This window comes from Simplicispira lacusdiani (assembly GCF_003604195.1).
GTDB lineage: Bacteria > Pseudomonadota > Gammaproteobacteria > Burkholderiales > Burkholderiaceae_C > Simplicispira > Simplicispira lacusdiani.
In genome coordinates this window covers 18,813-39,434 of sequence record NZ_QXGR01000006.1, presented here as the reverse complement: position 1 = coordinate 39,434, position 20,622 = coordinate 18,813, and the positions used below count along the sequence as shown (strand labels likewise).

Sequence of the window (20,622 nt, the reverse complement as noted above, 5' to 3'; positions counted from 1 at the left end):
GAAACGCTCCTCAAAAGATTGAAAGAAACGCCCCAAGGCTTGCATGCAAGAAGCACCCGCGCGCACGCTCCCGCCCACGGCGGAAACAAGCGCGCAGCGCATGGCCGAGCGGGCGCGCGCGGCGCCCGTTCGGCACATCTTCTTTCATCCGGACTGTGACCGTCGGCCCCGGACTGGAAGCGGCAGGGGCCGCCTCGCACCGGGTCTGCTGACCCCTGGCCACCGAAGCGGCCAGGGCGCTCGCGGGCTCGCGGTGCGCAAGGATGGCCATGCGCGCCGCCTACCGCCGGTGGGGAATTCCACCCCGCCCTGAAGACCCCGTGATTATGGCGTGGCGGGTACAGGGCCGTTGTCACCCCCGCTACCGGCCGGGGCCAGCAGCACGGGCAGGACCTGCGCCGCCGTGCCGCGCAGCACCATGTGCGCCACGGCGTCGAGTTCGGTGGGCTGCGGATTGACGATGGCCACGCGCGCCCCGGCGTCGCGCGCGATGCGCGCCAGGCCCGCCGCCGGGTACACGGCGCCGGCGGTGCCCACCACCAGCATCAGGTCACAGGCGCGGGCCGCCTGCTGCGCAGCCTCCAGCGTGCGCAGCGGCAGGTTCTCGCCGAACCAGACGACGCCGGGCCGCAGCATGTTGCCGCAGCGCGGGCAGTGCGGCGGGCTGCCCGCCTCCACCGTATCGGGGTGGCAGCACGCGCGCGGAACATCGAGAAAACGGTCTTCCATCAGGTCGCCGTGCAGGCACAGCACATCGGTGCTGCCGGCACGCTGGTGCAGGCCGTCGACGTTCTGGGTGATGAGGGTCAGGCGCCCGGGATGCCGCCGCGCGAATTCGGCCAGCGCCCGGTGGCCGGCGTTGGGCTGCACGCCCGCCAGCATCTGGCGGCGGTGCTGGTACCAGCCCCAGACACGCCCGGGATGGGCGCGGAAGCCTTCCTCTGTGGCCATGTCCTCGGCGCGGAATTGTGCCCAGTAGCCGGTCTGCGCGTCACGGAAGGTGGGCACGCCCGATTCGGCGCTGATGCCGGCGCCGGTGAGCACGGCGATGCGGTGCGCCGCGCACAGCCAGCCGCGCACGGTCTCCAACGGGGCGCCGTCCTCCATGGCCGGGTCTCAGCCGCGCTGGCGCAGGGCCTCGTAGAGGCAGATGCCGCTGGCCACGGAAACGTTCAGGCTCTCGACCGCGCCCTTCATGGGAATGCCCACTAGCTCATCGCAAGTCTTGCGCGTGAGCTGGCGCATGCCGTCGCCCTCGGCGCCGAGCACCAGCGCCACGGGGCCCTTGAGGTCGGCCTGGTAGATGCTGCGGGGCGCGTCGCCGCTGGTGCCGATGATCCAGATGTTGCGCTCCTTCAGCTCATTGAGCGTGCGCGCCAGGTTGGTCACCATGAAGTACGGCATGGTCTCGGCGGCGCCGCTGGCCACCTTGGCCACGGTGGCGTTGATGCCCGAGGCATGGTCTTTCGGGGCGATCACGGCATGGGCGCCGGCGCCATCGGCCACGCGCAGGCAGGCGCCGAGGTTGTGCGGGTCGGTCACGCCGTCGAGCACCAGCAGCAGGGGCTGCTCGACGCCGTCGGCTTCGAGCTGTTCCAGCAGTTCGTCGAGCGAGGTCACCTGCGCCACCGGCTCCACGCGCGCGGCCACGCCCTGGTGGCCGTGGCTGCCGGCAAGCTTGGCGATGCGCAGGCTGTCGGCCTCGATCAGGCGGGCGCCGGCCTCCTTGGCGCGGTCCAGGAACTGGCGCATGCGCGCGTCGCGGCGCGTGGCCTCGTAATAGATTTCAATGATGGATTGCGGCGCCGTCTTGAGGCGCACGCCCACGGCATGGAAGCCGAACAGGACTTTGGGGCTGGACATGGGGCAATTATCCGCTCCGTCCAACCGCTATCAATTCAATAGCTGCCAGCGCTTTACCACAAAGCGCTGGAGGCAAAAAACGCTCAAAACGACGTCACGCGCCGGAAACGCGCCCGGCCTCGATGGTGATGCGCCGCTCGCAGCGCTCGGCGATGCCCCGGTCGTGCGTGACCAGCACGAGCGTGGTGCCCTGCTCGCGGTTGAGGTCGAACATGAGCTGCATGATGGTCTCGCCCGTGGCGAAATCAAGGCTGCCGGTAGGCTCGTCGGCCAGCAGCACGGCGGGCTGCACCACGAAGGCCCGCGCCAGCGCCACGCGCTGCTGCTCGCCCCCCGACAGCACCTTGGGGTAGTGGCCCAGGCGCTGGCCCAGGCCCACGTGCGCCAGCATCTCGGCGGCGCGCTTGCGCGCATCGCGCTGGTTGGCCAGTTCCAGCGGCAGCATGACGTTCTCCAGCGCCGTGAGGTTGCCCATGAGCTGGAAGCTCTGGAACACGAAGCCCACTTTCTGCGCGCGCAGCGCGGCGCGGTCGTCCTCGGTCAGGGCGAACAAATCCTGCCCACCCAGGCGCACCGTGCCGCGCGTGGGAGTGTCGAGCCCGGCGATGATGGACAGCAGCGTGCTCTTGCCCGAGCCCGAGGCACCAACGATGGCCACGGTTTCCCTCGGCGCCAGCTGGAAATCGATGTCGCGCAGAATGTCGAGTGTTCCGGTGGAATCGGAGACCGACTTGAAGACATGCTCCACGGCAATAATGGGCTGCACGGGCGAGGTAGAGGCTTCGGACATGAAAGGTTTTGTTCTGTGATACGAGATCGGCTACGGCGTCACTTTATCCTGAGCGCGGCGGCCGGCGCGCTCGCGGGGTTTTGCAGTCTGCCGGCCCTGGCCTCAGGCTCGGCCATCCTGGTGCTGGGCGACTCGCTGAGCGCCGAATATGGCCTGCCCCGGGGCACGGGCTGGGTGGCGCTGCTGGAAAAACGCCTGGCCGCCGAAAAGCGGCCCGCCACCATCATCAATGCCAGCGTGAGCGGCGACACCACGGCGGGCGGACGCGCCCGGCTGCCCGGTCTGCTGGCGCAGCACAAGCCAACGGTGGTGGTCATCGAACTGGGCGGCAACGATGCGCTGCGCGGGCTGCCGCTCAAGAACACCGAGGACAACCTCGGCACCATGGTCAAGGCAGCGCAGCAAGCCGGCGCGCGCGTTCTGCTGGTGGGCATGCAGGTGCCACCCAACTACGGCACCGACTACGCCCGGCGCTTCGCCGGCACCTTCGAGGTGGTGGCGCGCGAGCACAAGACAGCGCTCGTGCCGTTTTTCCTGGAGGGAGTGGCCAACGGTGCCGACGCGGCCACGATGTTCCAGCCTGACCGCATCCACCCCAGCGCCCAGGCACACCCGCGCATGCTCGACAACGTCTGGCCGGCGCTGCGGCCGCTGTTGCGCTGAGGCCGCCGCTGAATCAGGCCGCCGGGCCTTCGGCGGCCGGGGTATCCGTGGGCGCGGAATTGGCCGGGCCTTCGCCGGCTTCGGCTGCGGCAGCGGCCTGGCGCGCGTTGGCAGCCTTCGCGCGCAGCTTGTCTTCCTTTTTCTGCTTCTTGGCGAGCTCGCGCTGGCGTTTTTCGTATCCGTAGTTGGGTGTGGCCAAGGTGCGTGCTTTCTAAAGTGGTTGACACCCACTGTAACAGCATGCTGCCTTGGCGCCCATGGGGTTCAGGCCGGGTCCGGCGCTTTCACGGCCGCGCGGTAGGCGTGCCAGCTCGCATGCCCCAGCAGCGGGCCCACCAACAGCAGCCCCGCGCCCCAGGCCCACAGCGATGCGGCCACCAGCAGGGTGATCAGCACGCCCCAAAGCAGCATCACGCCGGTGTTTTCCAGCACCACGCGCATGCTGGTGATGCCGGCGGTCAGCGCATCGGTGTCCCGGTCGAGGATCATCGGAATGGACACGACCGTGGTGGAGAACACCAGCGCGGCAAAAATGCCGCCCACCATCATGTAGACCAGGACGAAACTCCAGTTCTCGGGGTTGAAGATGGCCTGCACCACGCCCGTGGTGGAGGGCATGCCCGTGTTGAAGAACACGGCGAAGACGACCAGCGAGGCGCGTCCCCAGAGCAGCTCCAGCACCACGAGCACGAGCACGAGCATGCCCATGCTGCCCAGGTGCCGGTCCCAACAGGTGATGGACTGGCCCAAGTCGGGCGCCAGGCCCGCCTCTCGCCGGCGGCTGGTGTCGTACAGGCCCATGGCCAGGAACGGCCCGACCAGCAGGCAGCCGCTGGCCATCGACATCACGTATTCCGGCCGCGAGCGGAACACCCAGCCCAGCACCAGGGCCATGCCCCAGAACCAGGCGCCATAGAACAGGGCGATGCCCGGCGCGGCCTGGACATCCCGCAGGCCCTGGCGCAGCCAGCGCCAGGGGTCGGACCATTGCAGGGCGCGCAGGGCGATGGGTTTGGCGGTGGTATCCGGTGCGGTGGTGGTGTTCATGGCGCGACAGGAGTGATAGACCCACTGTAGGACGCGCACCAAATCATTGATTTAGCTCAAAAAATATCCCACTTCATCAGTAGGGCATAGGCGCTGCCGGCGCCGGACCGGCTTACCGCGGCGCGAAGGCCTGGCGCAGGGACTGCTCCAGGTCCATCCGCAGGTCCTGCACGGCTTCGAGACCGATGGAAAACCGCACCAGGGTGCCCGGGTGCAGGTGCGGCGTCGGCAGCCGGCGCATGCCGTGCAAGTCGTAGGGCATCACCAGACTCATCGGCCCGCCCCAGCTATAGCCGATCTTGAAGAAGCGCAGGCCATCGCAGAAGGCATCCACTTGCGCCTGGGTGTGGCGCGGATCGATCACCACGCTGAACAGCCCCGCTGCGGCGCCCTGCCCTTCGTTGGCGGCGCCGCACAGCGTGCTCCAGTGCACATGGCCGGGCGACCCCGGCAGCGCCGGGTGCAGCACCTGCACCACGGACGCCTGCTGCTGCATCCACAGCGCCAGGCCGCGAGCGGCCTGGTCGTGGGCACGGTAGCGCAGGCCGATGCTGGGCAACGCGCGCAGCACGGCCTCGGCATCGTTGGCTCCCACGCCCAGGCCCAGGTGCATGTGCAACAGCTTGATCTGCATGTGCAGCGCCGGGTCGCGCGTGATGACGCTGCCCATGAGCACGTCGCCACCGCCGCTGGGGTATTTGGTCAGGGCGTGGACGGAGATGTCGACACCGAGGCTGCCATCGCCGGTCAGGTCGAAGGGCGCGAACGCCAGGCCCGCGCCCCAGGTGTTGTCCAGCGCCGTGGTCACGCCGCGTTCTCGGCAAATGCGCACCAAGGCCGGAAGGTCGGGGAACTCCAGTGTCACCGAGCCGGGCGCCTCCAGCCAGACCAGGCGCGTGGCGGGCGTGATGCGCCCGGCCAGATCGGTCGGATCAAGCGCGTCATAAAGCACGGCGCGGATACCGAAATGCGCCAGCGTGGCCACGCTCATGCCCTTGTTCGGGCCGTAGGCGTTGTCGGGCACCAGCACCTCGTCGCCGGCTTTGAGCAGCGCCAGCGACACGTTGCCGATGGCCGCCAGGCCACTGGGCACCAGCACGCACTGCAGACCGCCTTCCAGCGCACAAAGGCGCTCTTCAAGGATGAAGGTGGTGGGCGTGCCATGCAGGCCATAGGTGTAGCCGCTCTTGTCCTTCCATTCGCGGGTGCGCATGGCGGCGACGTTCGGAAAGATGACGGTCGACGCCTTGAACACGCCCGGCTGCGGGGCCACGAAGCCGGACGGCGGCTGATAGTCGTGGTGGACGATGCGGGTGGTCAGATCCAGGGTTTGTTCTGTGTCTTTCATGCCGCGATCCTAAGGCACCGCGCGGCGATTCCCGCATGCGTCCCCGCCTGCTCGCGACAGTGGCGGGCCGGCGGCCGCGCGACAATGGCGGCCATGTTTTCCGCTTCCCTCGTCCGCTGGTTTCCTTTCCTGGCCTGGCCCCGCCCAGACGCGACCTTGTTGCGGGGCGAGCTCTGGGCCGGCATGACCGTGGGGCTCATGCTCGTTCCCCAGGGGGTGGCCTATGCCGCTCTGGCCGGCATGCCGCTGGTGACGGGCATTTATGCATCGCTCATCCCCGCGCTGGTAGCCGTGCTCTGGGGTTCGTCATCGCGGTTGAGCGTGGGCCCGACGGCGCTGACCAGCCTGCTCATCGGCGCCTCGCTCACCGGCCTGGCCGAGCCCGGCAGCGCGCAATGGGTGGCGCTGGCCGCCTGGATGGCCCTGCTGACGGGCGTGCTGCAGCTGCTGCTGGGCCTGGTGCGCTTCGGCTGGCTGCTCAACCTCGTCACCTCGCCGGTGCTCAGTGGCTTCACCCAGGCCGCGGCGCTGCTGATCCTGGCCTCGCAACTGCCCGCCCTCGCCGGCCTGCGCGTGCCGCTGGGCGAACTGCTCGCCAGCCCGGCACTGCGGCACTTCGACCTCCTGGGCGCCGGCATGGGGGTGGGCAGCATCGCCGCGCTGGCGCTGGCCAAGCGCTTTTGGCCAGGCTTCCCGGCCGTCATCGTCGTGATGGGTGCCGCAGCCCTGGCCAGCCAGGCCCTGGGCTATGCCGCAGGCGGCGGCGCCGTGGTGGGCGCGCTGCCCGCCGGCCTGCCCCAGCCCTACTGGCCCGGCGCCTTGCCCTGGAGCACGCTCGGCGCGCTCATCATGCCGGTGCTGGTGGTCACGCTGGTGAGTTTCCTGGAAACGGCATCGAGCGCCAAGGTGGAGCACCAGGATGGCGGCACGCGCTGGAACGAAAACCAGGACCTGATCGCGCAGGGCCTGGCCAAGATCAGCGCCGGGCTGTGCGGCAGCTTCACCACCAGTTCCTCCTTCTCGCGCTCGGCGATCAACCTCTATGCCGGCGCGCGCACCGGCTGGGCCACGATCTTCGCCTGCGCCCTGGTGCTGGTGGCGCTGCTGTGGCTCACTCCGGCGCTGTACCACGTGCCCCAGGCGGTGCTCGCGGCCGTGGTGGTGACGGCCATCACCGGCCTCATCAAGCCCGCCCTGCTGCCGCAACTCTGGCGCATCTCGCGCGTCGAGGCCGTGATCGGCCTGCTCACCTTCGCCATCACGCTGGCGGCGGCGCCCAACCTCTATTGGGGCGTGCTGGCGGGGCTGGTGGTGAACCTGAGCCACTTCCTCTACCAGCGGCTGCACCCGCGCATCATCGAGGTTGGCCTGCACCCCGACGGCAGCCTGCGCGACCGCCACCTGTGGCACCTGCCCCCGCTGGCGCCCCACCTGCTGGCCCTGCGCATGGACGCCGAGCTGGACTTCGCCTCGGCCAGCGCCCTGGAGCGCACCCTGTCCGAACGCATGGCGGACTTGCCCGGCCTGGCCCATGTCTGCCTGTTCGCCCAGCCCATCAACCGCGTGGATGTCACCGGCGTGGAAACCTTCGCGCGCCTGCGCGCCCTGGTGCAGCGCCACGGCTGCACGCTGCATATCAGCGGGCTCAAGCTGCCCGTGGAACAGGCATTGGAGCGCGCGGGCATGCTCGCCGCCGGACCGCAATTGCGCACCTACCGCACCGATGCGGAGACGCTCCAGGCCCTGCAACAAATTGGTACAACCATGCCGGTAGAGACCGCGTGAAGGTTACACTTCGCAGACTGAACCGTAATCATCCGTGCCCCACACCGCGTCTTCCCCAATCGTCGATCTGCGCGACCTCCGCCTGGACACGGCCATATCGCTGGTCGGCCATGACGCTGTCGCACATCCAGCCCCTCCCACGCCCACGCCTACACCCACCCAGTACCTGCAAAGGCTGATCGACGGGCTGTGCGATCTCTCGCTCAAGGACCCCTTGACCGGGCTGGCCAATCGCCGCCACTTCCAGGCCGTGCTGGAGCGCGAGATCGACCGCGTGACCCGCTCGGGCGAGGCCGCGCTGCTGCTGATGCTCGACATCGACCGCTTCAAGCAGGTCAATGACACCTATGGCCACCCCGCCGGCGACCGCGTGCTGCAGGCCGTGGCACGCACGCTGAGCGAATGCGTCCGCCCCATGGACACCTTGGCGCGCTACGGCGGCGAGGAATTCGCCGTGGTGCTGCCAGCCTGCCAGGCTGCCTTCGGCAAGGCCGTGGCCGAGCGCATCCGCCGCACCATCGCGGCCACGCCCGTGCGCATCGACAGCACCACCGTGCTCGACATCACCATCAGCATCGGCGGGGCCTATGCCCTGCAGTGGATACGCTCGACCACGCCGCTGTGGACCGACCGCGCCGACCACCAGCTCTACCAGGCCAAGCTCGATGGCCGCAACCGCGTGTGCATCGAGCAGCAGCCCGACAGCACCGTCACCGCCGAAGAGAAGGGCATGCTTTTTGGCCCTCTCTACACACCTTCGGGCTGGGGCGACCTGACCGCCATGAACCTCAACGACAGCGCCCACTGAAAGCAAAGAGATGAGCGACGCGCCGTCCCCCTCCACCCTCCCTTCGTCCACCACCTCCGCTCCGGGCGCCCCGGGCGCGCGCATCATCGCCGTGACCAGCGGAAAGGGTGGTGTCGGCAAGACTTTCGTTTCCGCCAACCTCGCCGCGGCGCTCACACGGCGCGGCCAGCGCGTGCTGGTCCTCGATGCCGACCTGGGCCTGGCCAATCTGGACGTGGTGCTCAACCTGCACCCCAAGATCACGCTGCACGACGTCTTCACCGGCAAGGCCAGCCTGGACGATGCCGTGATCCCCGCGCCGGGCGGCTTCTCGGTCGTGCTGGCGGGATCGGGCATGGTCGAGTATTCGCGCCTCACGCCCGAGGTGCGCAACCAGTTCCTGAACGTCATCCAGACCCTGGCCCCACGCTTCGACGTGATCCTGCTCGACACCGGCGCCGGCATTTCCGACGTGGTGCTGTTCTCGGTTTCGCTGGCCTCCGAGGTGCTCATCGTGGCCACGCCCGAACCCACCTCGCTGACCGACGCCTACGCCGCCATCAAGGTGCTGGCCATGCAGCAAAAGCGCCAGCATGTGCGCATGGTCGTCAACCAGGCCGCGCGCCCGGGAGACGGCCGGGCCATCACCAGCCAGCTCCAGCAGGTGCTGGAGCGCTTCGTGGCCACCGACTCCGGCCGCCCGCTGCGCCTGATCCACATGGGCGACATCCCAGCCGATCTGACCGTGCGCGACGCGGTGATGCGCCGCCAGCTGCTGCTGCTGCAGGTGCCGGGCTGCCCTGCGGCGCTGGCCATTTCCCAACTGGCCAACAAGATCGAGGAAGCCCTGCTGATCCGCAAGGCTTGAAGCACCGCGGCGCGGCGCGCCGCGAGCTGCCTCAGGGTTCCAGGTCGAACACCAGCACTTCCGCATCCTCGCCCTGGTCAAGCACCAGGCGCTGCTCCCCTGTCAGCAGCGCCGCATCGCCGGCCGCCAGGGGTTGGCCATTCGCATGCAGACGGCCACGGACCAGGTGCACGTAGTACTTGCGCGCGGGGTCCAGCGCCATCGCGGCCGATTCACCGGCATCGAACAGCCCGGCATGCAGGGCCGCATCGGCGTTGATGCTCACCGAGCCTTGGGCGCCATCGCCAGATACCACGAGGCGCAATGTGCCGCGCTTTTCCTCCAGGGGAAAGGCCTTCTGCTCGTAGCCCGGCTCCACGCCCTGCGCGCGGGGCAGGATCCAGATCTGCAGGAAATGCGTGGTCTGGCCCTCGGCATGGTTGAACTCGCTGTGCATCACGCCCGTGCCCGCGCTCATGCGCTGCACCTCGCCAGGCGGAATGGCCGTCACGTTGCCCATGCTGTCCTTGTGGGCCAGCTCGCCTGACAGCACATAGCTGATGATCTCCATGTCGCGGTGGCCGTGCGTGCCGAAGCCCATCCCCGGGGCAATGCGGTCCTCGTTGATCACGCGCAGGTTGCCAAAACCCATGTGGCGCGGATCGTGGTAACCGGCGAACGAAAAGCTATGGAACGACTGCAGCCAGCCATGGTCGGCGTAGCCCCGGTCCTGTGATTTGCGCACTGTCAGCATGTGAGTGCTCCTTTCTGGATTCCACTGTAGAACCGGCGTGACGCCGCGTGGGCCTGCGGGATTGATGGAACAATTCAAAATATCTGAACTCCCAGCCAGCCGCCATGCAAGACACGCGCGATGCCCTGACGCCCGAGAACCTCACCATGCTGCAGGTCATCGCCGAGGCCGGCAGCTTCGCCGCGGCCGCGCGGCAACTGGGCCTGGTGCCCAGCGCCCTGACCTACCGCGTGCGCCAGATCGAGGATGCGCTCGACGTGCTGCTGTTCGACCGCAGCGCGCGCCAGGCACGCCCCACCGAGGCCGGGGCCGAGTTGCTGCGCGAGGGCGCGCGGCTGCTGCGCGATGTGGATGCCGTGGCCAACCGCGTGCGCCGTGTCGCCACGGGCTGGGAGCCGCAGCTCACGATCTCGGTGGACGGCGTGGTCTCGCCGCACACCCTGCTCGAACTGGTGGAGGCCTTCTATGCGCTGGCCCCTCCCACGCGCCTGAAGCTGAGCGACGGCATCATGAGCGGCACCCTGGAGGCGCTGACCTCGGGCCGCGCCGACCTGGCGATCGGCGTCTCGGTGGCGGGCTCCAATGTCGCCGGACTACAGCAGGCGCCCCTGGGCGATCTGCTGTTCATCTACGTGGTGGCGCCACACCATCCGCTGGCCAGCGCCCCCGAGCCCATCACCGATGCCACCTTGCGGGAACACCGCGCCGTGGCCGTGGCCGACTCGGCGCAGCGCGGCGGCCTGACCATGGGCCTGCTGGGCGGACAGGACGTGCTGACCGTGGACACCATGCAGGCCAAGGTCCAGGTGCAGTTGCGCGGCATGGGCGGCGGCTTCCTGCCCGAGCCCATGGTGCGCCCCTACCTGGAGGCCGGCCACCTGGTGGAACGCAAGGTGGCCCGGCCCGAACGCAGCATCCGCATGCACTACGCCTGGGGCGGCCCCGGTTTCACCGCGCCCGGCCGCGCGCTGCAATGGTGGCTGACCCAACTGCAAAGCCCCACGACACGCCGCGCCTTGCTGGAAAACCACCACCACTTTTGACGCGCAAGCACGCGCCGGGCGTGTAGAGTGGATGGGTCGCGCACGCATATCCCTTCACTGGCTCCTGACCGAAAGACCGCACATGCCTTCTCGCAAACCTTCCCGTCCCCGCAGCATCGCCGTGATCGGCGCCGGCATGGCCGGCGTGGCCTGCGCCCGCACGCTCGTGCAGGCCGGGCACCAGGTCACAGTTTTCGAGAAGGCCAGCCATGCCGGCGGCCGGACGACCACGCTCCAGACACCGTTTGGCGGCTTCGATGCCGGAGCACAGTATTTCACCGTGCGCGACGAGCGCTTCACCCAGGCCCTGGCCACCGTTCCAGGCCTGTGCCGCCCCTGGAGCGCCAACACCGTGCGCGTGCTCGACGCCGCTGGCCGCGTGGTCGCCGCCAGCCCCGCTCCCAACGATCCGCACTGGGTCGCCCGCCCCGGCATGGGCAGCCTGGTGGATGCCTGGGCACTGCCCCTGCTGCAGGCGGGCCAGCTGCGCACGGGCACCCATGTGCTGCGCATCGAGCCCGACCGCCTGGACCCGAACCGCTGGCAACTGCAAACCCAGTCGGCCGACGGCTCCCAGCAGGTCTTCGCCGGCTTCGATGCCGTGCTGCTGGCCCAGCCCGCCGCCCCCGCCCAGGCCCTGCTCGGCAGCAGTGGCGTGGGCGCGGACTTGGCGCAGGCCATGGCCGGCGTGGAGACGGCACCGTGCTGGACCCTGATGCTCGCCTTCCCGCAGGCCGTGCGCCCCGGCCTCACCACGCTGGGGCCGCAATGGAACGCGGCGCGCAGCACGCACCACCGCATCGCCTGGCTGGCGCGCGAATCGTCCAAGCCCGGGCGCAGCATCATCGAACGCTGGACCGTGCAGGCCAGCCCGGCCTGGTCGGCCGAGCACCTGGAGGACGATGCCGAGCGCGTGCAAGCCAAGCTCATCAAGGCTTTCTCCGAAGTCACGGGCATCCGCGCCGTGCCGGCCCACGCCGATGTGCGCCGCTGGCGCTACGCCCAGACCACCAAGGCCCTGGGCCGCAGCCATCTGTGGAACGCCAAGTCCGGCATCGGCGCCTGCGGCGACTGGTGCCTGGGCCACCGCCTGGAAGACGCCTTTATTTCCGGCCTGGAACTCGCGCTCGCCGTGGCATGACGGCAGGCGGCTACGTCGGCCGGTTCGCGCCCTCCCCCACCGGCCCGCTGCATGCGGGCTCCCTCGTGGCGGCCCTGGCAAGCTGGCTGGATGCCCGCGCCTGGAACGGCGGACGCGGCGGACGCTGGCTGGTACGCATCGAGGACGTGGACACGCCGCGCTGCGAGGCTGGGGCGGGTGAACGCATCCTGGCCCAGCTCGCCGCCTGCGGCCTGCAGCCCGACGAGCCACCGGCATGGCAGTCGCGGCACGGACCACGCTACCAGCAGGCGCTCGACAGCCTCGTGGAACGCCGCCTGGCCTACCCCTGCGCCTGCTCGCGCAAGGACATCGAGCAAGCCCACGCCGCCGCCGGGCACGCGCGCCAACGCCACACCGAACTGCCCTACCCCGGTACCTGCCGCGCCGGGCTGCGGGGCCGTCCGGCCCGCGCCTGGCGCTTTGCCACCACGGACTTTATGCAAAAACGGCCTCCAGAGCCTATCCACAAAGCGCCAATAGCTCCTTTTTTTATAGCATCCAGCACCCTGCACTGGCAGGACCGCCGGCTTGGCGCGCAGCAGCAAGACGTGGTGCGCAGCGTGGGCGACTTCGTGCTGCGCCGCGCCGATGGTCTCTGGGCCTACCAGCTCGCCGTGGTGGTGGACGATGGCGCCCAAGGCATCACCCACATCGTTCGCGGAGAGGACTTGGCCGACAATACGCCGCGCCAGATCCTGCTGCAGCAGGCCCTGGGCCTGCCCACGCCGCGCTACCTGCACACCCCCCTGGTGCTTGGCGCCGATGGCGAGAAGCTCTCCAAGCAGCATGGCGCGGCGCCGCTGGACCTGGGCGACCCGGTGCTGGCCCTGGAAGCCGCGGCGGCCCTGCTGGGACTACCCAAATTGGTGCATCCCCGCAACACCACGCTGAATGAGGCCCTTTTCCAATGGGTCAAGGCATGGATGCATCTCTACAATCAATCATCGTGACAGAACAGCCTTCCTTCGCGGCCCCGACGGGCCCCACTTCCCCCTCGCAGCCGGATTCCGCCACGCCCTTGACAGGCCAGGCCCCTGCGGGCATCGCCCACCCCAAGACCATCAAGAGTTTCGTGCGCCGCGCTGGCCGCACCACCACGGGCCAGGCCAAGGCTTTCGAGGACCTGGGCCCCCGCTTCATCCTGCCCTATGCTCCCGCGCCGCTGGATGCCCCGGTCGCCTTTGGCCGCAGCGCTCCCCTGGTGCTCGAAATCGGCTTCGGCATGGGCGAGGCCACGGCCCACATCGCCCGCGTGCGGCCGCAGGACAACTTTCTCTGCTGCGAGGTCCACGAACCCGGCGTCGGCGCGCTGCTCAAGCGCATCGGCGAGCAGGGCCAGACCAATATCCGCATCCTGCAGCATGACGCGGTCGAAGTCATCGACCACATGCTGCCACCCGGCAGCCTCGACGGCGTGCACATCTTCTTCCCCGACCCCTGGCACAAGAAGAAGCACAACAAGCGCCGCCTGATCCAGCCGCCGCTGGTGGCCAAGCTGGCCGCGCGGCTCAAGCCTGGTGGCTACATCCACTGCGCCACCGACTGGCAACCCTATGCCGAGCAGATGCTGCAGGTCCTCGCCGCAGAACCGCTGCTGACCAACACCGCCGAGGGCTATGCCCCCCAGCCCGATTACCGCCCGCTCACCAAATTCGAGAACCGGGGGCTGCGGCTCGGGCATGGCGTGTGGGATTTGGTGTTCCAGCGACGCACGTAATCCACGGAAGCCCTGAGCGCATGAAGCCCATCCTGCAGAACCTGGTAGAAATGACCGGCCACCGCGACCACTTGCGGTTGGAGGTGTCGGTGCTCTCCACGCTGCAATCGCTCAGCAGCATCGTGCAGGTGCGTTCCCTGGAGGTTTTCACCCGGGACGGCGAGCTTTTCATGCGCCCGCGCACCTGGATGGACAACGGCCAGTGGATGTCGGCCGAATCCGAGGCGGCCACCGACCCGCAGGCCCAGGCCATCGCGCAGATCCCGGCCCTGCACGAGTGCATCGAATCGCGCGCCGCCCATGCCATCGCCATGCTGGGCAAGGGCCGCCACTGCATGTGGCTGCCGGTCTGGATGCAGGACAAGGTGACGACCTGCCTGGAAGTCATCCAGTCGCGCCCCTTCTCGTCGCAGAAGATCGACATCATCACCAGCGTCTTCCACGTCTACAAAAACTACCAAAGCCTCCTGGACTACAGTGAACGCGATGCCCTCACCGGGCTGTTCAACCGCAAGACCTTCGACGAACAGTTCTCGCGCTTCACCTCCCCGGAGGCGAGCGAGCGGCAGCCCATCCCGAGCGACAGCGAAACCATCGACGATGCCGCCCACCAGTGGCTGGCGGTCGTGGACATCGACCACTTCAAGCAGGTCAACGACCGCTTCGGCCACCTGTATGGCGACGAGGTGCTGATCCTCGTGGCCAATATCCTGCGCTCATCCTTCCGCAGCCACGACCGGATCTTCCGCTTCGGCGGCGAGGAATTCGTGGTGCTGCTGCGCTCGACCAGCCTGTCCACGGCGCACAAGGTCTTCAACCGCTTCCGCAAGAACGTCGAGGACTACTACTTCCCGCAGGTCGGCCAGGTCACGGTCAGCGTGGGCTTCGTGTCCACGGCCAACGGCTCGCCGGTCGAAATCCTGGGCCAGGCCGACCAGGCGCTCTATTTCGCCAAGGAAAACGGCCGCAACCAGGTGCGCTTCTACGACGACCTCGTGGCCGAGGGGCACCTGCAGGCCAAGGTCAGCAACGACGACGTCGAGCTGTTCTAAGAACGTTTTTACGTTCTTGGAGCCTGTGCAAAAGCTCAGCCCAACGCCCCCTCCAGCGCATCCACATCCACCGTGTCGCGCTGCAGCGGCGAAAGGAAACGCTCGGCATACTCGCGCCACACGCCGCTGCGCAGGAAGAACCGGAATACCTCGGCATCGATGTGCTGCTGGCGCGCCATGGTGGCCATGATGGCCAGTGACTCCGACAGCGTCTTGGCCGGCTTGTAGGGCCGGTCCGCTGCCGTGAGGGCCTCGAAGATGTCGGCCAGCGCCATCACGCGGTCGGCCAGCGTGAGCTGCTCCCCGGTCAGGCCGCGCGGGTACCCCGTGCCGTCCATCTTCTCGTGGTGGGTTCCCGCGATGTCCGGCACGCGGGCCAGGTGCGGCGGAAACGGCAGGCTGCTGAGCATGATGATGGTCTGGACGATGTGCTCATTGATCTTGAAACGGTCCTCCTCGGTGAGCGTTCCGCGCCGCACGGAGAGGTTGTGCAGCTCGCCCAGGTGGGCCGCCTGCGCGGGCAGCACCATGTCGAAACCCCAGCGGTTGGCGGGGTTGTCCCGCTCCACCGGAGGCCGGCGCTCGCCCCAGGGAACGATATGGTCGGGCCGGTCGGCCAGCAGGCGCTCGGTGGCGGGCAGCGGACCGGTGCCGGAGGCGCCGAGCCGGTCGAGTTCGGCCGACGAAAGGCCGAGCCGGTGGTCGAAATGGCGCTGCCAGGGTTGGGCACCGATGGCCGCCAGGCGCACGATATCCGCGTCCGCCATGGCCTCGCCGCCCACATTGCAGCGTGCGACGAAGGCGAATTCTTCCTGCAGCCGGGCCTGCTGCGCCCGCAGGTGCGCACCCAGGCCATCGGCATCGATCCCGGCCTCGCGCTGCTGCCAGTAGCTGATCTCGGCATCGCGCCACAACACCTCGAAGCGCATGCGCACCTCGTGGATGCGGTTGTAGAGGGTTTCGAGCTTGGTGGCCTTGTCGATCACATGCTCGGGGCTGGTGACCTTGCCGCAGTCGTGCAGCCAGGCACCCAAACGGAATTCCTCGCGCTCGGCCTCGGTCATGCGCACCGCGGCGAACGCGCCTTCGCGCGCCTCGCACAGGCGCTGCATCAGCATCTCCGCCAGCTGCGGCACGCGCTCGCAATGGCCGCCGGTGTACGGGCTCTTCGCGTCGATGGCATCGGCCAGCAAACGGATCATGGCGTCGAACAGCCGCTTCTGCCCTTCGATGAGGTTGCGCGTTTCGATGGCCACCGACAGGGTGCCGGAGAGCTTTTCCACGAAGACGCGGAAGTTGGCATCGTCCATGCGGTAGTCGGACACATAGCGCAGCGAGAGCACCCCCAGGGGCTGGCCATCGCGGGTGCGCAACTGCACACGCAGCGGATGCCGGCGCCCGCCATCACCGCCCCTGCCATCCTGGTCGCCATCCAGCGCATCGGCATGGTTGATGAAATGCGCCATGGGCAGGCGATCGGGATAGTGCACATGCTCCTCCGGGTCCTCGCAATAGCGCGCGATGCGCTCCAGTCCCTTGCCATCGCCCGCCACCAGGTACACCGCACCGCTGCTGCAGTGGGTGGTGCGCACCAGTTCGTACAGCACGCTCGACAGCATCAGGTCGAGCCGCGACTCGGCGCTGATGTGGTGCGTGATGTCCAGGAACTTGGCGATGGTCTCGGACATGCTGTCCATCACCCGCCCCAGATCGCGCATCTCGCGCACATAGGACCGGGGACGTTCGAACCGGCGGAAGTCGAAGCGCGCCAGGGCCTCGGCTTGTGCCGCGAGGATGGAGAGGCTGCGCCCCACGCGCCGTCCAGCGAGCGCCCCCAGGAACACCATGAAGAGAATGCTGCTGGCGGCCACCCAGGCATGGCGCCGCAGGCTCTCGTCGATGCCCGACAGCAATTCACTCGTGGGAACAGCCATCAGGATATTCAGGTCCCGCCAGCGCAGCGATTGCAGCGGCTGCACCTGCCCCAGCCACTCCCTGCCGTGGACCGTGAAGCGCCGCGACTCCCCGGGCTGGATGTCCAGCCGGTGCACTTCCGACAGGCTGGGAATGCCCAGGCTGTCGAGCGTGCGCAGATTCAGGCTCGGTCCATCGCCGGACTCCAGCACCCGGGACATGTCCGGATAGGCCAGCACCCGCTGGTCCCGGTCCACCACCACGATCTCGGTGTCGGGGATGAGGCGCAGGGATTCGATCTCGCGCCCCAGATCGGGCAGCGCAACGTCCAGCCCGAGGATGGCGCGCCCATCCTCGCTGGGCTGGCTCAGGGTCACGCCCACCTCGCGTGTCGTGAAGAACAGGTAGGGAGCGGTCAGGATCTGGCCGTTCTGCTCCAGCGCCTCCTGGTACCAGGGGCGGGTGCGCGGGTCATAGCGGTAGTCCGGGCGCACCACGGACGCGACAGGCCGCAACTGAGCGCTGTAGAACCCCCAGCGCCCCACCAGATCCGCCGCGCCCCGCTCCCTGGACATGGATTGCACCAGAAAGGCCGCCGTGTCGGGTGCACCCAGGCGCTGGCGCAACGCCGGGTCGCGCAACGGCCGCACCAGCAGGAACTGCCCATCCGGATAGCCGATGAAGACCGCGGACAACAGCGCGTTCTGCTCCAGAACGCGCGCCAGCACCGGCAGCCGGCGCATGCGCGAGGGCAAGGTCGTCGCCGAGGTGATGGGATCGAAGGCCAGTTGCCGGATGATGGCATCGGCCGGGTCGACGATGCGGCGCACCCGCTCGCTGATGATGAGGCTGATGCGCTGCGCGCTGTCCTCGGAAGCGGCCAGGATGGCCTCGCGGGCCGTGGTGCTGGCCTGGTAGGCAAGCAGGCCAGACAGCAACAGCATGGCGGCCACCACCAGCGAGCTGATCAGCAGTCCGGAAGGGATCGTGATCCGGTGCCACCAATGCACATCTTCCGCGTCCACGGGCGCGGCACGGCGGCTGGCGGGCACCGGCCCGGGTTGCTGGCGCATGGAGTCCATGCACCCAATGTAGGGGAAAAGCCCGCCCTAAGTCACCCGGCTGTTGTCCGCAGGCATCACACCTTCTGCGCCACCCAATCCGCGACCGAGGCCAGTGCGCCGGCCAGTTTGGAGGCATCGGTGCCGCCGGCCATGGCCATGTCGGGCTTGCCGCCGCCCTTGCCGCCAACTTGGCTGGCGACGAAGTTGACCAGATCGCCCGCCTTCACCTTGCCAATGGCGTCCTGCGTCACACCAGCGGCGAGCTGCACCTTGTCGCCGTCCACGGCGGCCAGCACGATGGCGGCGGTCTTGAGCTTGTCCTTGAGCTTGTCCATGGTGTCGCGCAGCGTCTTGGCGTCGGCGCCTTCCAGGCGGGCGGCCAGCACCTTGAGGCCCTTCACGTCCACGGCCTGGCCGACCAGTTCGTCGCCCTGGCTGGAAGCGAGCTTGCCCTTGAGCGCGGCCACTTCCTTCTCCAGCGCCTTGATCTGTTCGAGCGCACCGCCGATGCGCGCCGTCAGTTCGGCCGTGGGCGCCTTGAGCGCGCCAGCGGCCTGGTTCACCGTGTCTTCGAGCTGCTGCAGGTAGGCCAGCGCGTTCGCGCCCGTCACCGCCTCGATGCGGCGCACGCCGGCGGCCACGCCACCCTCGGCCACCACCTTGAACAGGCCGATGTCGCCCGTGCGCTGCACGTGCGTGCCACCGCACAGTTCACGGCTGGAGCCGATGTCGAGCACGCGCACGGTCTCGCCGTACTTCTCGCCGAACAGCATCATGGCGCCGGTCTTCTGGGCCGACTCGATGTCCATCACGCGCGCCTGGGCGGCGGCGTTGGCGAGGATTTCATCGTTGACGCGGCGTTCGATCTCACGGATCTCGGCGTCGGTCACGGGCGCGTTGTGCGCGAAGTCGAAGCGCGTGCGCTCGGCATTGACCAGGCTGCCCTTCTGCTGCACATGGCTGCCCAGCACCTCGCGCAGCGCCTTGTGCATGAGGTGGGTGGCCGAGTGGTTGCGCACGGTGGCGGCGCGCACGGCGGTGTTCACCGCCGCGGTCACATGGTCGCCCACGTTGAGCGTGCCGGCTTCCAGCGTGCCGTGGTGGCCGTACACGTCGGCCTTGATCTTGAGCGTGTCGCCCACGGCGAAGCGGGCCGAGCCGCTGGTGAGAACGCCCTCGTCGCCCACCTGGCCGCCGCTCTCGGCGTAGAACGGCGTCGTGTCGAGCACGACCACGCCGTTCTGCCCCTCTTTCAGCGCTGCGACGCTGGTGCCATCAACGTAGATAGCTACGATTTTTGCAGCAGATTCCAGCTTTTCGTAGCCCACGAACTCGTTGCCAGCGCCGGTGTAGTCCAGCGCCTTGTCCATCTTGAACTTGCCGGCAGCGCGGGCCTGGGCCTTCTGCTTTTCCATGGCTGCGACGAAACCGTCTTTGTCCACTTCGACATCCCATTCGCGACAGACATCTGCCGTAAGGTCAAGTGGAAATCCATAGGTGTCGTGCAACTTAAACGCGACCTCCCCAAGAACTCGCCCAACTTTTGGCTTGGATGTTCCATTCCACTCAAGTCCATAGACTGTAGTTTCAAGAATTTCCATGCCGTTGGCCAGGGTCTCGAAGAAGCGTTCTTCCTCGACCTTGAGCACCTCGGTGATGCGCTGCTCCTGCGCACGGATCGCGGGATAGGCATCGCCCATCAGGCGCGCCAGGTCGGCCACGAGCTTGTGGAAGAACGGCGTCTTCTGACCCAGTTTGTACCCATGGCGGATAGCGCGGCGCACGATGCGGCGCTGCACGTAGCCGCGCCCTTCATTGCTGGGAATCACGCCGTCGCTCACCAGGAAGGCGGTGGCGCGGATGTGGTCGGCGATCACGCGCAGGCTCTTGTTGTCCAGATCGGTCACGCCGGTTTCGCGGGCCGCGGCCTTGATGAGCTGGTCGAACAGGTCGATCTCGTAGTTGCTGTGCACGTGCTGCAGGATGGCGGCGAGGCGTTCCAGGCCCATGCCGGTGTCCACGCAAGGCGCGGGCAGCGGCGTCACCGAGCCGTCTTCCGCCATATTGAACTGCATGAACACGTTGTTCCAGATCTCGATGAAGCGGTCGCCGTCTTCCTCGGGGCTGCCCGGGGGGCCGCCAGGGATGTGGTCGCCATGGTCGTAGAAGATTTCCGAGCACGGGCCGCAGGGGCCGGTGTCGGCCATCATCCAGAAGTTGTCGGACTTGTAGCGCCCGCCCTTGTTGTCGCCGATACGGATCACGCGCTCGGGCGGCAGGCCGATTTCCTTGGTCCAGATGTCGTAGGCCTCGTCGTCCTCTTCGTACACCGTCGCCAGCAGGCGGTCGGCCGGCAGCTTGTAGACCTCGGTCAGCAGCTCCCAGGCCCACTTGAGCGATTCGCGCTTGAAGTAGTCGCCGAAGCTCCAGTTGCCCAGCATCTCGAAGAAGGTGTGGTGGCGCGCGGTGTAGCCCACGTTCTCCAAGTCGTTGTGCTTGCCGCCGGCGCGCAGGCAGGCCTGCACCGAAGCCGCGCGCACGTAGGGGCGCTTGTCGGTACCGAGGAACACGTCCTTGAACTGCACCATGCCGGAGTTGGTGAACATCAGCGTCGGGTCGTTGCCCGGCACCAGGGGGCTGGACGCCACGACGGTGTGGCCCTTGGAGGCGAAAAAGTCCAGGAAGGTCTTGCGGATGTCGGCAACGGTGAAGCTGGGGGTCATGGTTTTCTTCTCGGAAGGGAGAGCGGCGGCGCTGAAAAAACAGGCGAACCGGTGATTTTAGGG

At 68.1% G+C, this 20,622-nt stretch carries 18 protein-coding genes and 1 riboswitch; of the genes, 9 read left to right on the top strand and 9 right to left on the bottom strand.

Annotation, left to right across the window (positions count from 1 at the left end; translation table 11 throughout):
* Nucleotides 1–132 precede the first annotated feature (132 nt).
* Nucleotides 133–321, bottom strand: a riboswitch (FMN riboswitch).
* Nucleotides 322–324: 3 nt separating this feature from the next.
* The 3 genes from D8S75_RS09705 to D8S75_RS09695 form a co-directional block, all read right to left on the bottom strand.
* Nucleotides 325–1,107 (bottom strand): SIR2 family NAD-dependent protein deacylase, encoded by a 783-nt coding sequence (locus D8S75_RS09705; RefSeq protein ID WP_119966149.1) that lies wholly within the window; start codon nt 1,105–1,107, stop codon nt 325–327.
* A gap of 9 nt (nt 1,108–1,116) precedes the next feature.
* Nucleotides 1,117–1,863 (bottom strand): 23S rRNA (guanosine(2251)-2'-O)-methyltransferase RlmB, encoded by a 747-nt coding sequence (gene rlmB, locus D8S75_RS09700; RefSeq protein ID WP_119966148.1) that lies wholly within the window; start codon nt 1,861–1,863, stop codon nt 1,117–1,119.
* Nucleotides 1,864–1,957: 94 nt separating this feature from the next.
* On the bottom strand, nt 1,958–2,653 hold the full coding sequence (locus D8S75_RS09695) for an ABC transporter ATP-binding protein (RefSeq protein ID WP_119966147.1): 696 nt from the start codon (nt 2,651–2,653) through the stop codon (nt 1,958–1,960).
* 15 nt (nt 2,654–2,668) lie between these two features.
* Here D8S75_RS09695 and D8S75_RS09690 point away from each other — a divergent pair, with 15 nt between their 5' ends.
* Nucleotides 2,669–3,316 (top strand): arylesterase, encoded by a 648-nt coding sequence (locus D8S75_RS09690; RefSeq protein ID WP_232828999.1) that lies wholly within the window; start codon nt 2,669–2,671, stop codon nt 3,314–3,316.
* A 13-nt stretch (nt 3,317–3,329) separates the two neighbouring features.
* Here the strand turns inward: D8S75_RS09690 and D8S75_RS09685 are convergent, their stop codons facing one another.
* The 3 genes from D8S75_RS09685 to D8S75_RS09675 all read right to left on the bottom strand — a co-directional run bounded on the left by D8S75_RS09685 (nt 3,330) and on the right by D8S75_RS09675 (nt 5,711).
* On the bottom strand, nt 3,330–3,515 hold the full coding sequence (locus D8S75_RS09685) for a hypothetical protein (protein ID WP_119966145.1): 186 nt from the start codon (nt 3,513–3,515) through the stop codon (nt 3,330–3,332).
* Between the two features lie 65 nt (nt 3,516–3,580).
* Nucleotides 3,581–4,363 carry a DUF2189 domain-containing protein gene (locus D8S75_RS09680; RefSeq protein ID WP_119966144.1) on the bottom strand — a complete coding sequence of 261 codons (783 nt, stop codon included), beginning with the start codon at nt 4,361–4,363 and terminating at the stop codon, nt 3,581–3,583.
* A gap of 112 nt (nt 4,364–4,475) precedes the next feature.
* On the bottom strand, nt 4,476–5,711 hold the full coding sequence (locus tag D8S75_RS09675; RefSeq protein ID WP_119966143.1) for a PLP-dependent transferase: 1,236 nt from the start codon (nt 5,709–5,711) through the stop codon (nt 4,476–4,478).
* Between the two features lie 93 nt (nt 5,712–5,804).
* On the opposite strand from D8S75_RS09675, the gene D8S75_RS09670 reads away from it, so the two are divergent.
* Genes D8S75_RS09670 through D8S75_RS09660 form a run of 3 tightly spaced genes read left to right on the top strand, consistent with a single transcriptional unit; the run spans nt 5,805 to nt 9,151 of the window.
* Nucleotides 5,805–7,496, top strand: coding sequence for a SulP family inorganic anion transporter (locus D8S75_RS09670; protein ID WP_119966394.1), 1,692 nt, complete (start codon nt 5,805–5,807; stop codon nt 7,494–7,496).
* 34 nt (nt 7,497–7,530) lie between these two features.
* Nucleotides 7,531–8,304: a GGDEF domain-containing protein gene (locus D8S75_RS09665; protein ID WP_119966142.1), complete on the top strand. Its 774-nt coding sequence runs from the start codon at nt 7,531–7,533 to the stop codon at nt 8,302–8,304.
* Between the two features lie 10 nt (nt 8,305–8,314).
* Complete coding sequence (locus D8S75_RS09660) at nt 8,315–9,151, top strand: MinD/ParA family protein (RefSeq protein ID WP_119966141.1); 837 nt, start codon at nt 8,315–8,317, stop codon at nt 9,149–9,151.
* Between the two features lie 31 nt (nt 9,152–9,182).
* On the opposite strand, the gene D8S75_RS09655 is transcribed toward D8S75_RS09660, so the two are convergent.
* A complete protein-coding gene (locus D8S75_RS09655) occupies nt 9,183–9,884 on the bottom strand; it encodes a pirin family protein (protein WP_119966140.1) in 702 nt (233 codons plus the stop codon).
* A gap of 104 nt (nt 9,885–9,988) precedes the next feature.
* Between D8S75_RS09655 and D8S75_RS09650 the strand changes: the two genes are divergently transcribed.
* The 5 genes from D8S75_RS09650 to D8S75_RS09630 all read left to right on the top strand — a co-directional run bounded on the left by D8S75_RS09650 (nt 9,989) and on the right by D8S75_RS09630 (nt 14,858).
* Nucleotides 9,989–10,927, top strand: coding sequence for a LysR family transcriptional regulator (locus tag D8S75_RS09650; protein WP_119966139.1), 939 nt, complete (start codon nt 9,989–9,991; stop codon nt 10,925–10,927).
* Nucleotides 10,928–11,009: 82 nt separating this feature from the next.
* On the top strand, nt 11,010–12,068 hold the full coding sequence (locus tag D8S75_RS09645) for an NAD(P)/FAD-dependent oxidoreductase (protein WP_119966138.1): 1,059 nt from the start codon (nt 11,010–11,012) through the stop codon (nt 12,066–12,068).
* Nucleotides 12,065–13,039, top strand: a complete 975-nt coding sequence (gluQRS, locus tag D8S75_RS09640) for a tRNA glutamyl-Q(34) synthetase GluQRS (protein WP_119966137.1) — start codon at nt 12,065–12,067, stop codon at nt 13,037–13,039. Before D8S75_RS09645 ends, gluQRS begins: the two co-directional genes overlap by 4 nt.
* Nucleotides 12,997–13,806, top strand: a complete 810-nt coding sequence (gene trmB, locus D8S75_RS09635) for a tRNA (guanosine(46)-N7)-methyltransferase TrmB (RefSeq protein WP_119966136.1) — start codon at nt 12,997–12,999, stop codon at nt 13,804–13,806. The genes gluQRS and trmB overlap by 43 nt, the downstream gene beginning before the upstream one ends.
* A 20-nt stretch (nt 13,807–13,826) precedes the next feature.
* A complete protein-coding gene (locus tag D8S75_RS09630) occupies nt 13,827–14,858 on the top strand; it encodes a GGDEF domain-containing protein (protein ID WP_119966135.1) in 1,032 nt (343 codons plus the stop codon).
* A 35-nt stretch (nt 14,859–14,893) separates the two neighbouring features.
* Here D8S75_RS09630 and D8S75_RS09625 read toward each other — a convergent pair whose 3' ends face one another.
* Nucleotides 14,894–17,854, bottom strand: coding sequence for an HD domain-containing phosphohydrolase (locus tag D8S75_RS09625; RefSeq protein WP_119966134.1), 2,961 nt, complete (start codon nt 17,852–17,854; stop codon nt 14,894–14,896).
* 56 nt (nt 17,855–17,910) lie between these two features.
* The gene (gene alaS / locus D8S75_RS09620) at nt 17,911–20,559 is read right to left on the bottom strand and encodes an alanine--tRNA ligase (protein ID WP_119966133.1); all 2,649 of its coding nucleotides are present in this window, start codon (nt 20,557–20,559) and stop codon (nt 17,911–17,913) included.
* Nucleotides 20,560–20,622 lie beyond the last annotated feature (63 nt).